Source organism: Alteraquisediminimonas sediminicola (genome assembly GCF_019740335.1).
Taxonomy (GTDB): Bacteria; Pseudomonadota; Alphaproteobacteria; order Sphingomonadales; family Sphingomonadaceae; genus Alteraquisediminimonas; species Alteraquisediminimonas sediminicola.
Map to the genome: position 1 here is coordinate 1000814 of NZ_JAHXZS010000001.1, position 12443 is coordinate 1013256.

Genomic DNA, 12443 nt, shown 5'->3' on the forward strand with positions numbered 1-12443 from the left:
CACTATCGGCAGCATGCGGGACCAAAGAGTCCGCAGCCGCCCTTCAAGGGGAGACTATCTGTGGGCAACCGTCTGGATGGCAAGGTCTGCATTATTACCGGCGCAGGCAGCGGCATGGGCCGCGCGAGCGCGATTGAAATGGCACGGCAAGGCGGCAAGGTGGTCATCACCGACATCAATGCCGCCGCGGGCGAAGACACTGTCGCCGCCATTCTGGCCGAGGGTCATGAAGCCAGCTTCATCCCCTGCGACCTGCGCAACCCGGCCGCGATCAAGGCGCTGATGCAGCAGGTTGGCGACACATATGGCTGCATCGACGTGCTGCATAATAATGCGGCGGTGCATGAAACCGATCTGACCGACAAAACCTCGATCGAAGAAATGGGCGATGACATTTGGGACATCGTTTATGAGGTGAACCTCCGCGCGGTCTGGCTCGCGATCAAGCACGCTGTCCCGTTCATGAAAAATTCGACCAAGGGCGCAGCCATCGTCAACGTCGCCTCGACCGGTTCGTTCGTCGCCTATCCGATGGCGGGCGTCTATTGCGCAACCAAGGGCGGCGTCCACATGCTGACCAAGGCCGCTGCGGTCGATCTCGCGAAATTCAACATCCGCTGCAACTGCTATTGCCCCGGCGCCATTCGCACGCCGATGCTGGAGAAATATTTCGCCGCCGCCGAAGACAAAGACCAGATCATGAGCGTGCTGACCGGCGCGCATCTGATCCCGCGCCTCGGCGAACCCGAAGAAATCGCCAAGCTCGCCTGCTTCCTCGCGTCCGAGGACTCATCGTTCATCACCGGCGCTGCCTATGTCATCGACGGCGGCACCTTGGCGTGGCGTGGCACGCGCGCTTGAAACAGCGCGCCAACAGACCGGCACTTCAACCCCGGCCCCATTCAAAAAACAAGTAAAACATTGTTTATAAAGGAGGATATATGAAAATCAATCTCACCAATAGTTGCGCGACCGCGCTGACCCTCGTCCTCGCCTGTACCGCGACAGCTGCGTTCGCACAGGACAGCGCAGGCGCATCCGAAACCGCCAATCGCGATGACATCGTCGTCACCGCACGTCGTACCGAGGAAAAGCTCTCCGACGTGCCGGTGTCCGTGACCGCGATCAGCGCGACCACTTTGCAGGAACGCCGCATCATGTCGGAAACCGACCTGCAAACCGCCACCCCCGGCCTGACCGTGCGCCAGACGAACTCGTCGAACCAGCTCGCTTTCTCGCTGCGCGGCCAGTCGCTTGATGCCTTTTCGTTCGCCGCGCCTGCGGTGCTGACCTATGTGAACGAATTCAACGCACAGGGCGTTGCCGCCTCGTCCTTTTATGATCTTCAGTCGATTCAGGTCCTGAAAGGGCCGCAGGGTACCTTGTTTGGCCGCAACGCCACCGGCGGCGCGGTGCTGTATCAGACCCAGCGCCCGACCGATGAACTCGGCGGCTATGCCAAGGCCTCTTATGGCAATTACGATGCCCGTTCGCTGGAAGGCGCGATCAACATCCCGCTCAACGACCTCGGCGCATTCCGCGTCGCCTCGCAATATGTGAAGCGCGACGGCTATCAGCGCAACGTCTGGCTGGGGACCAAGAATGGCTCGCTCGACAGCTTCAGCGTGCGTCCGTCGCTCGTGCTGCACCTAAGCGATCGGCTTGAGAACTATTCCATGTTCCAATATCTCCACACCGGTGGGGTCAGCGCTGGCCTGAAAGCCCAGAATACCTATGTGACGGGCCAGATGAACGGCAGCACGCCCTTGTCCTTCGGCCTGCCGTCGAACACCCTTTATCCGAATGGCATTTCCGCCCTTCTAAAGGATAGCGCACGGTTTACCCAACTCGGGTTCACCGGTCTCGCCAGCTTTATGGAAGCGCAAAAGGGCTACGGCTTTTACGATATCTTCAACAACCAGACCGGCGCGCACCGCGCGAACCAGTATACTGCCACCAACACTACGACCTTCGAAGCGTCCGACAGCATGACGATCAAAAATGTCGTCGGCTATAACAAGGCCAGCTCGCGCGACCGCACCGATGTCGATGGCACGCCGTTCGAACCACTATTGATCGGTTTCGACCATGGCACCGATGCTGAAGGCTATAGCTATCGCCAGAAGCAATTCTCCGACGAATTGCAGGTATCCGGCAAATTGGCGGATGATCGCCTGAACTATATCGCGGGCCTCTATTATTTCTCCGGCTCAGATTATCAGCGGATGCAACTGGCCTTCGCCCCGGATTACGCGTTCTGCGGCGCTGACGTTTGCCCCAGCTATGCACCGACCGGCGTCGGCGCATTCCTGCGCGAATATACCATCAAGTCGAAGTCCAAGGCCGTCTATGCTCAGATGTCCTATGCGCTGACGGATCGGCTGAACATCACCGCAGGCGGTCGCTGGACCTGGGAACAGACCAAGCTGACCCCGACGCGTCGCACCAGCGGCTATGACGGGTCGCAGGATGATTTCAACCTCGGCCTGCCGGGCTTCCCGGCCTCCGCCAAATTGAAGGCCAACAAGCCAAGCTGGACCCTGTCGGCAGATTACAAGATCAGCGATGCGTTGATGGTCTATGTCTCGCAGCGCGGTTCTTGGCGCACCGGCGGCTTCAACGGCACTGCCGCCAATGCCCTTGCCGGTGGCCAGTTCACCGCCAACAGCTTCGAACCGGAAACGACCTATGACTTCGAAGTCGGGACCAAGTTCAACGGCTTCCTTGGCGATGTGCCTGCCAATTTCAACGTGGCGGTCTATGATCAGCACATCAAAAAGGTCATCCGCGCCATCTATCTCGGCGTGGCCGCCGTCTCGGGCAATGTGCCCAAGGCCCGCGTCACCGGCGTAGAATTCGATGGCTCGATCCGTCCGGCCAAATGGTTCCAATTGGGCGGCATGGTCTCCTACACCAATGCGCGGTACACCGGCACGCCAGAGGCGACCGTCGGCAACACCACGGTGCATTTCGGTCCTTATGGCGATGCCCCGAAATGGACGGCATCGGGCTTCTTCCGTGCCACCCATGAAATGCCGGGCGTTGGGGAGTTCGCGCTGCGCGGCGATATTTATACCCAGTCGAAATTCTATTATTCCAACGCGCAGGACACCATCCTGCCCGGCACGACCATCAAGAGCTATAAGCTCATCGATGCCCGTCTGGAGCTGAATAACATCAGCGACACCGGGATTTCGGTGGCGGGTTTCGTAAAGAACCTGACCAAGGAAAAATATGAAACCGGCGGTTTCCCATTGGGCGCCGTGTTCGCGATCAACGCCACTCTGCCCGGCCTGCCGCGCATGTATGGCGTCGAGGCCTCGATCAAGTTCTGATCCTTCGCCAAGACAAAATAAGAGGGGCTGCAACTCCGGTTGCGGCCCCTTTTTTGCGCCTTTTAAAGCCCCCTCACGCCCGCTTGAACACGCCCCATGTAAAGGCCTGCTGCCCACCCCCCGGCGTGACATGCACCTCGCGCCAGTCCGCGACCAAGGCGAATGCCGGCCCAAGCGCCTTGGCCAAGCCCGCCGCGTCATAACGCTGCACCGCGAGGCCGCTGCATTTCTCCGGCCCATCCAGCGCAAAGGTCGCGATGATCGCGACACCCATCGGGGCCAAGGCCTGCTCCAAGGCCTTACGATAGGCCGCGCGCTGGCCTTCTTCGGTCAGGAAATGAAACACCGCGCGATCATGCCAGACATCGAAACAGCGCCCCGGCACCCATAAAGTCATGTCTGCCACGACCCAATGCACGTGGACCGCCGCCTCGCCCAGCCGCGCCTTGGCGATGTCCAGCGCAGGCGCGGCTATATCGAGCACCGTCACATCCGAAAACCCGCGCATGAGCAGATGATCGACCAGATAGGATGCGCCCCCGCCGATATCGATCACCGATGCGGTCGGGGCAATGTGCAGACGATCAAGCGCGTGCAGGCTGGGCGCAGGCGTTGGCTGATACCAGCTTACCGTATCGGGCGCTTTGGTGGTGTAGACATCGCTCCAATGTGCCTGCTGCTCCATCGCTTGCTCCCCTCACATAAAGTCGCACCGCCGTAGATGAACCACAGCTTACCATCTGGTTCAGGCTTGGAACATTGTCGGCCGTGTAAAGTTCACTTCATAGGGCCTCTCCTTTGAGGCCCGCCAGAAGATGAGGAATAGCATCATGGCTAATAAATTTCCAATGATGGCAAAGGCGGCGATGGGTTCGCTGCTTGTCACGACGATGCTCGTAACATCCATGCCCGCACAGGCCCAGATGCAGCATCGCGATCAGCCTCGGGAGCAATATCGGGATCGCCATTACGACGATGACCGCATCGATGCCGGTGCCATCATTGCAGGCGCTATCGTGATCGGTGGCCTTGCCGCCATCCTGTCGAGCCAGACATATGACCGGGATTATCGCGACGGGCGCGATTATCGTGATGATTGGCGCCGTTATGGCGGGGCGCGCCGCGCCATTGAACAATGCGTGAATGCGGTAGAAAGCCGCGCATCGCGTTATGGCGACAGGCCCGATGTCACGCGCATCACGCGGGTGACGCGCACGCGTGGCGGCTATGAAATTCGCGGCGATGTCAGGACGGATGATCGCGATCGCCGCTATGACCGCGACAACCGCGATGGGCGCTATGACCGTTATGACAATTACGACCGTTATGGCCGCCATGATTATGCCGATTATGGCCAGTTCCGCTGCTCGGTGCGCTATGGTGAAATCCGCAAGATACGGATCAGCGGCCTCAACTAAGGTCAACCACTCGTAAATAATGCTGTCCGTGGCGCCAAGCTACGGACAGCGCTTTTATGATCAACAAGGAACTTGATATGCGCAAACTCTTCCTGATGGCCTCCGCAATGACGGTCGCCGCGACATCATTGGCCGCCCCCCTCACCCCCGCCTTTGCCGGACAACAACAAAACGCACGCGAATGGCGCGGCAAGGACGGACGCCTGCATTGTCGCCGGAGTGACGGCACGGTAGGTCTTGTCGTCGGCGGTGTCGCGGGTGCGCTGGTGGGCAGATCAATCGACACCCGTGGCGATCGCGCAGTGGGTACCGTCATCGGCGCAGGCGCAGGCGCGCTCATCGGGCGCGAGGTCGCCAGAAAGCGGTCCTGCCGCTAATTATCATGATGCGGGGGAAATTGTGTCACCTATAGGATTCGAACCTACGCCCCCCGCATTACGAAGGCACTTTTTCGCGACACCATAAGCCAAAATAAAGTCAGGCATAATAGCAAGTCCAGCGCGACCGACATCTTCACGACCGACCCCGGGACTCTAATATTGCCACGCCCCGGATCACGGATATGCAGACCAGCCGCAAATCAATGTTCGCGGAATGCCCGCCAGAAATTCTCCGTCAACGGCTGCAGCAAATATTGCAACGCCGTCCTTTTGCGGAGCGGCACCAACACCTGCACAGGCATGCCGGGCTTCAGATTGAAAGCGGGACCGCGACGATCCCTGACAAGATTTACCTGCGATACAGGGACGACGATCTCCCCCGTAAAGAAGGACTGCCCATTTTTTTCATCGACAAAGCTATCGGCTGAAATTCAGCGTAATCTGGCCCTCCAGTATCGGCAAGTTGCGATCTTGCAACCCGGTCAGACGCACCGTCGCGGTCTGCCCGATAAGCACATCATCAATATCGTCCGGCGAAAAACGGGCTTCGATCACCATCGGCGCTTTGTTGGGCACAATATCCATCAACTTCTGGCCCGGCGCGATCACACCGCCCACGGTGAAGACAGAAAGACCGACCACGGTGCCAGTTGCCGACGCCCGGACCTCAGTTCGTGCCAATCGGTCCTTGGCGGCGTTGAGCTTGGGCAAGACATCACTCAACGCCAGCTCAACCTCCCGCAATTCCGCCGCCACACTTTCCTGCCGCGCATTCAGCGTTTCGGTCGATCTGAGGCTGCTTTCTCCCATCGAACCGGCGGATTCAGCCATCGCGGCCTCCAGCTTTCCGCCCTGCCCCACAAGGTCCGCGCGCGCACGCTCCAACGCCCTGACACGGCTCATACTAACGAAACCCTTTTCCGCCACAGGCCGCAGACTTTCCAATTCCTGCACGATCAAGCGTTCCTGTTCGCGGACCGATGCCAATTGGGCGGCATAGCCGTGACGCTGATCCCCCGCCTGCGCCCTTTGCTGCCCATAGACGCCGCGCTGCGTCACCAATAGCGAGGAACGCGTGCGCAGTTGCACCTCTTGTATCTTCATCGCCAGATCGGCTTCCGCTCGATCCTTACCTGTAAGGGAAAGAAACTCCTCAGGTGGCGTAATCTGTCTTTGGCCAAGTTGCTCGGCCCTCAATCGCGCCCGCTGCGCCAACAGACTATATGATTGTCCAGCCAGCGCGGCGGCATCAGCCTGCACCTCGGCGGCGGCAAGACGAAGAAGCACCTCCCCTTGCCGTACGACCTGCCCCTCCTTGACGAGTATAGCCCCCACCACGCCGCCATCGCGATGCTGCACAACCTGTCGCTGCCCGGATACCGTCACGCGCCCCGAAGCATAAGCAGCAGCGTCCATGCGCGCCACCGCCGCCCAGCCGATAAACACCACAAAAAACAACGCAGCGATGATGATACCGGCCCGAATATCCAATTGCGGATCATCAGGCCCCATATGCCCATCCCCCTGCGATGCCGTCACATCGGCAGTCAGATAATGGCGAAGCTGCTGCATAGGAATGAGCCAAGAAGACGTCTGCATCACCTATGCCGCCTTCGTTATCGCGGGCGGGGCCTGTTTGAGGCGGGTCAACACCTCGTCACGCGGCCCGAACATCTCCACCCGGCCATTATTGACCACCAGCACCTTGTCCACCGCCGCCATGATCCCCATGCGATGCGCGATAATCAGGACGGTTTTCCGCTCCTCCTTCATCTTGACCAGCACATTGACGAGGCTAACTTCGCCATCGGCATCAAGATGTGCATTCGGTTCATCAAGAATGATCACGCTAGGTCGACCATAAAGCGCCCGCGCCAATGCGACCCGCTGCGCCTGACCGGCGGAAAGGCCACTCCCACCCCAGCCAAGCGGCGTATCATAGCCCTGTGGCAGACGCAGAATCATGTCATGCGCGCCGCATTCCTTCGCCGCCCGGATCACTTCCTCGTCCATCTGACGACGATCATCCCCGCTGCCCACATCGAAACGAGCGATATTGTCGCGCACACTGCCCGCAAACAAAGATGTCGATTGCGGCAAATAGCCAATATGGCGGGCCAAGCGTTCCTGATCCCAGTCCGCCCGCTCCGCGCCATCAAAACGGATCGCACCACGATCAGCCGCAATTCCGCCCGAAATAACCCGCGCCAGCGTTGATTTGCCTGCGCCGCTAGGCCCGACAATCGCCACGATTTCCCCCGGCTCCGTCTTAAACGAGACATCCGCCAAAATGGGGGCGTCCTTACGAGCATTGAGGACCAGCAAGCTTTCGATGCTCAACCGGCCATCAGGTGGTGGCAAATGGGTCAACGCCAAAGATAACGGCTTTTCCGCGAGCAAGGATTCCAGCGTCTGCATCGCGCCTTGCGCCTGCACCACGCTACGCCAATTGCCCACAATCAGATCGATGGGGGCAAGCGCACGCCCCAGAAGAAAGGATGCCGCAAAAATCGCACCTGGCGAAATCAGCCCATCAATCGCAAGAAGCGCGCCCAATCCCAACGCCAATGACTGCAACAACATGCGCAGGAACTTGCTGAACGTCGTATATCGACCCGCCGCAAAACTGGCACCAGACTGCAAGGCGATCATTTCCTCGCGGGCAGCAACATGACGCTGCACCATCGCGCCGCGCATCCCCAACGCCCGAATTGCTTCTGCCCCGGCCAATGACTGCTCCAGCCCCGTATATGCCCGGTTGGCAGCCTCATTGGCCCGTTTCAGCGGGTCATGTGTCGCCTTTTCATTGCGCCATGCGACCATGACGATCAACCCCGCCCCTATAAGCGCAAGCAACCCGAGCGCCGGATGGATCAACATGCAAACAAGGATATAAATCGGCGTCCACGGGGCATCCAGCACCGCCAGAATCGCCCCTCCTGACAATGCCTGACGCAGCGTATCGAACTCACGCAGCGCCTGTTTGCTCATGGTCTCCCGCGTGCCGCCGCGATGATCGAGCGATGCCTCGACAATGGCACCGGCCAACATCCGATCCAGCCGCATACTGGCCCGCACCAACAAACGCGACCGCACCAGATCAAGCAGCGACAAGGTGCCAAGCGCAAAGACCAGTACCAACGTCAGATAGACCAACGTCAGCCCACCGCGCGTCGGCACCACCCGATCATAAATCTGGAGCATATATAAGGTTGGCGCGATGTAGAGCAGGTTCAGCAACGCACTGAACCCTGCCGCCCAGACAAAATGGCGGCGCGCTGCCAGCAACGCCGCCTGCAGGATGGAGGCCGGGGAACGCAGATCATGCATCTGATACACGCCCCCCTGAAGCCGCCATCCCATTCATCAGGATTCCATCCTGACAATCGCCACAGCGATCACGCAAAGGCCAATGCGAAATCATTGATGTCCGTGGTGTTGATGCCCAAAAGGGTGATCGCCATATCGGCCGAAGCATCACCATCCAGATCAATCGTCAGCGACTTGCTGCTATTGTCCCAAGCATAATCCCAGTCACTTTCGGTGATTGAGGAAACATCTATCTTGTCATGCAACAAGTCGAAATTGTCGATGGAATCGATCGATCCGCCGGATGATTGGTCTGCGGCGGTATAGATGATGGTTTCATCTGCAGCACCTTCGGCGCTGAACACATAATCATCACTGCCAAGCGTCGCATAAGCAATGGTGCCGCCTGTGCCGAAGATGAAGCTATCATCAAAATCGGAACCGGAAATCGTCAATTGACCGGTAAAGGCCGACGCATCGACATCAACACTGTCCGAAAAGGCCGCGGCCCTTAACAGATACGCATCCCCGCCACTGCCATCAGCGCCATCGGTACCAGCAACACCGTCAGCGCCGACAACACCAACATCGCCGTTGGTGCCGTCAACGCCGTCTGCGCCGTCTGTACCCGATGTACCGCTACCAACCTTAGTACCAGCATCACCACCGGTGCCACCGATACCAGCATCACCACCGTCGCCAGCCGTGCCCCCGATACCAGCATCGCCACCATCGCCACCATCGCCGCCCGTGCCAATCAGACCACCGAGGATGACCAAATCCGTATTGCCAATGATGAAGACATCGCTTAGGTCTCCGTTTTGGATAGCGTGACCAGCATCACCGCCATCGCCACCGACACCACCATCACCACCGTCGCCGCCGGCACCACTATCGCCGCCATCGCCACCGTCACCGCCGACGCCGCCATCCCCGCCGTCGCCACTGCTTTGATAGACGGTGCCACCGGAACCGATCCCATTCCCACCATCGCCACCATCGCCGCCATCGCTGCCATCGCCGCCAGCACCGCCGTCTGCACCATCGCTGCCAGCGCCGCCATCGCCGCCATCGCCGCCAGCACCGCCGTCGCCACCGTAAATCGAATTGGTCGCACTACCGATGGAATTGATCAAGATTGCCGTATAGCCCTGATCATTGCCATCAAGCGCATCAGCGACCATGGCAGTATCGCCATCGCCGCCAGCCTGCCCATCTGTGCCATTCTGACCATCTCCACCTGCTGTCGCATCTCCGCCATCAGTGCCATCAATGCCAGCAGCCCCGTCCGTGCCATCGGTCGCTGCAACCCTGACTGGGGGGGAACCTGTGGCGGTCGCATTCGTGCCATCGGTGCCGTCACCCACTGCCGAACCGTCTGTACCATCAGTGCCAGCCACGCTCGTTGTGCCAGCCCCCCCGGGACTTCCATCGACACCAGCAACACCAGCCGCCCCGCTGAGGAGTTGCCCACCCGACAGATTAATGCTGAAGGGATTGTCGCCCCAAGGATTATTGGTCGATATGACAGGCGCGCTATCCACCCATTTCAGGCCGTCTCCACCGTTCACGCTCGTCGCGCGAACGCCAAGCGTGCCGAACTCTTCAGGATCGAAATCACCCGCCGAGAAAGTATAGGATTCGCCCTCGCTCACGAAGGATGTCTTGGCTTCCCCGGCAGATCCCAGACCCGTGCTCGACACCTTCAGATAATCGTCCCAGACGACCTTTTCACTGGTGGCATTGCCCTCATCATCCCAAACAGTGTTGGAACCATTCATGTTCAGGCTGCTGTCTGATTTTACAAGGGTGGTATCACCATCGACCGTCTTATCGCCGTTGGAAAACCAAAGGGCATTCAAATCGAATGACCCTTCAAAGGAGTTTACCGTGAAATTACCGGTCTCACTGTCATAGACAATCGAGAAATATACCCCACTGCCTTCAGCGCCAAATTGCCATGTGTAGGTCGTCATATCGGTCCCTTCGATTACAATGCCCCCACCGATGCCAAGCGCATCGGCAGAATAAAGTTAGCGACCGATTTATAATTATTACCGTTATGAGATGGATATATCTTCAAAATGGCGGCAATCAAACGAATTATTGGTTAACGCCAAATGCATTGGATTAGGTAGGCGTGGATGGGCGGCATGACCGGCCGAACACATCACCGGCAGCATTGATCGCCACGACCAAACTCATCTAGGCCCAGCGTAGGTCCACGCCACCTTTCCTACCCAACGCGCCCCAAACAGGACCCAAGCAGCTACACACCCAAAGGCACCTTCAGCAGCAAGTTCCGGATTATCCTAGTGGAAGAAGCATAAAGCTTAATGGTGCCGCCTATAGGATTCGAACCTACGACCCCCGCATTACGAATGCGATGCTCTACCAACTGAGCTAAGGCGGCACTGACGGTTTAGCCTGATGGCTTGCCAATCTGGGCTGCGCAATATCAGCGTCATTCGACGGATGCAACCGGGGAATCTGCTTTCTCGCACATCGCATGGACCACCCTTGGTTTCAGTCCATTAACCGAATAGCCTATACGCTTAGTTAACCATCCATCTGGCATAACCGTCCCATTGGTCCGTATTGGGAACTGGGACAACACATGGATAATGTCTACGGCCATCAGGATGATGCCGTCCAAATCAATGCCGCCGATCACGGCATCGAAACGCCAGTCGTGCTGGGCAGTGACGAACGCCGTATGCATGTCCGCGCCTATAATTATTGGGTGTCATTGCTCGGCGACCGCTGTTTTCCGTCGATTGAGGATCTGGAACCGGCCAATCTCGCCGATTTCGGGCCGAATAGCATCTTGCTCGACTTCACCTGCGATATCGAAAACCCGACGATCCAGTTCCTCGGCACCGCGCTGCAAACGGAATGTGCGCCGGAAACAAATATCGATTCTGTCGACAAGGTCCCTGCCCGGTCATTGGTGTCCCGCCTGACCGATCATTATCTCCAGATCATCGCCAACCGCGCACCGATCGGATTCGAAGCCGAATTCGTGAACCATCGCGGCAACAACACGCTGTATCGCGGCATTTTGATGCCGTTCTCGTCCGACGACGACAATATCGACTTCATCTATGGCGTGATCAACTGGAAAGAACTGGCCGATTCGGCCTTGGTCTGCCGCCTCCATGAAGAAATCCAGCGCAGCGCCCGGACCGACCAACAACACGACCGCTTGGCCTCGCCATTGCCCCCCCTCTTCACGCCGACCAGCGAGGAAGCCGCGCATGGTGAGGACGAACTCGACCTCATCGGCATGCCCTTTTTCGGCGGCACGGCAAAGGCCGACCCGATCGGTATGATCGGCCCGGATGCGGGTCTTGGTGATCATCTCGCGGCCGCCCGCGCCTTTGCCGCACTCTCCCATGCCGCCGATCATCGTAGCCGCGCCGCGCTCTATCGGGCGCTTGGCTCCGCATGGGATTTCGCGATCATCGCTGGCCAACAACCGACGGATTATCGCGAATTGCTGGAAGATGCCGGAGTCAAGGTCCAGCAACGCGCCCCGATGACGGCGGTGATCAAGCTCGTCTTCGGCGGCGATTATGACAAAAGCCGCGTGACCGAATTCGCAGCCGTACTCGAACATGCGGCGCGGCTGCATCTTGGCCAAGGTGCGCTCCCCCCCCTGCTGGAACAGACGGAGGGCGGGATCAAGGGCGTGGTCAAGGCCGAACGCGAGGCGCGACGCAGCCACAATCCGGCGACCGCCACGCCAAGGCGCCGTCATAGCGCGCAATCCGCCCTCGAAAATCATGCCCCGGTGGCGGTGCTCGATCTGGAGGCGGGCGAACGCGAATTCATGGTGCTGCTCGGGTGCCGCACGGCGGATGGCCGCATTGCCCTACTATCGCCGCTTGAAGCCGACGAAGCCTTGGTCTGGCGGATGATCAAAGCAATGGACGCCGCCTGATCATTACCAGATTGCGCAAAGCTGATTGCACTGGGCAGAGCGGCTTGTTAGAGGCGGC

Annotated in this window: 10 protein-coding genes and 1 tRNA gene; 5 read left to right on the forward strand and 6 right to left on the reverse strand. The window is 58.9% G+C overall.

The annotated features are described in order from the left end of the window. Nucleotides 1–60: 60 nt before the first annotated feature. Together K6117_RS04985 and K6117_RS04990 are read left to right on the forward strand one after the other, a co-directional pair. Complete coding sequence (locus K6117_RS04985; RefSeq protein ID WP_221792587.1) at nt 61–861, forward strand: SDR family NAD(P)-dependent oxidoreductase; 801 nt, start codon at nt 61–63, stop codon at nt 859–861. Between the two features lie 80 nt (nt 862–941). Further along, the gene (locus K6117_RS04990; RefSeq protein WP_221792588.1) at nt 942–3335 is read left to right on the forward strand and encodes a TonB-dependent receptor; all 2394 of its coding nucleotides are present in this window, start codon (nt 942–944) and stop codon (nt 3333–3335) included. A gap of 73 nt (nt 3336–3408) precedes the next feature. On the opposite strand, the gene K6117_RS04995 is transcribed toward K6117_RS04990, so the two are convergent. Next, nucleotides 3409–4020: a class I SAM-dependent methyltransferase gene (locus K6117_RS04995; protein ID WP_221792589.1), complete on the reverse strand. Its 612-nt coding sequence runs from the start codon at nt 4018–4020 to the stop codon at nt 3409–3411. Nucleotides 4021–4165: 145 nt separating this feature from the next. Between K6117_RS04995 and K6117_RS05000 the strand changes: the two genes are divergently transcribed. Both K6117_RS05000 and K6117_RS05005 read left to right on the forward strand, forming a co-directional pair. Continuing rightward, nucleotides 4166–4753 carry a hypothetical protein gene (locus tag K6117_RS05000; RefSeq protein ID WP_246604810.1) on the forward strand — a complete coding sequence of 196 codons (588 nt, stop codon included), beginning with the start codon at nt 4166–4168 and terminating at the stop codon, nt 4751–4753. 77 nt (nt 4754–4830) lie between these two features. Next, complete coding sequence (locus tag K6117_RS05005) at nt 4831–5130, forward strand: glycine zipper 2TM domain-containing protein (protein WP_246604811.1); 300 nt, start codon at nt 4831–4833, stop codon at nt 5128–5130. 203 nt (nt 5131–5333) lie between these two features. Here the strand turns inward: K6117_RS05005 and K6117_RS14700 are convergent, their stop codons facing one another. The 5 genes from K6117_RS14700 to K6117_RS05025 all read right to left on the reverse strand — a co-directional run bounded on the left by K6117_RS14700 (nt 5334) and on the right by K6117_RS05025 (nt 10855). Then, nucleotides 5334–5564 carry a beta-barrel domain-containing protein gene (locus K6117_RS14700; RefSeq protein ID WP_484771504.1) on the reverse strand — a complete coding sequence of 77 codons (231 nt, stop codon included), beginning with the start codon at nt 5562–5564 and terminating at the stop codon, nt 5334–5336. After that, on the reverse strand, nt 5551–6732 hold the full coding sequence (locus K6117_RS05010) for an HlyD family type I secretion periplasmic adaptor subunit (RefSeq protein WP_246604813.1): 1182 nt from the start codon (nt 6730–6732) through the stop codon (nt 5551–5553). Before K6117_RS05010 ends, K6117_RS14700 begins: the two co-directional genes overlap by 14 nt. Before the next feature lie 3 nt (nt 6733–6735). After that, complete coding sequence (locus K6117_RS05015; RefSeq protein WP_246604814.1) at nt 6736–8496, reverse strand: type I secretion system permease/ATPase; 1761 nt, start codon at nt 8494–8496, stop codon at nt 6736–6738. 35 nt (nt 8497–8531) lie between these two features. Further along, nucleotides 8532–10418, reverse strand: coding sequence for a hypothetical protein (locus tag K6117_RS05020; RefSeq protein ID WP_221792590.1), 1887 nt, complete (start codon nt 10416–10418; stop codon nt 8532–8534). 361 nt (nt 10419–10779) lie between these two features. Then, nucleotides 10780–10855, reverse strand: a tRNA-Thr gene (locus tag K6117_RS05025). 204 nt (nt 10856–11059) lie between these two features. Here K6117_RS05025 and K6117_RS05030 point away from each other — a divergent pair. Next, the gene (locus K6117_RS05030; protein ID WP_221792591.1) at nt 11060–12385 is read left to right on the forward strand and encodes a PAS domain-containing protein; all 1326 of its coding nucleotides are present in this window, start codon (nt 11060–11062) and stop codon (nt 12383–12385) included. Nucleotides 12386–12443 lie beyond the last annotated feature (58 nt).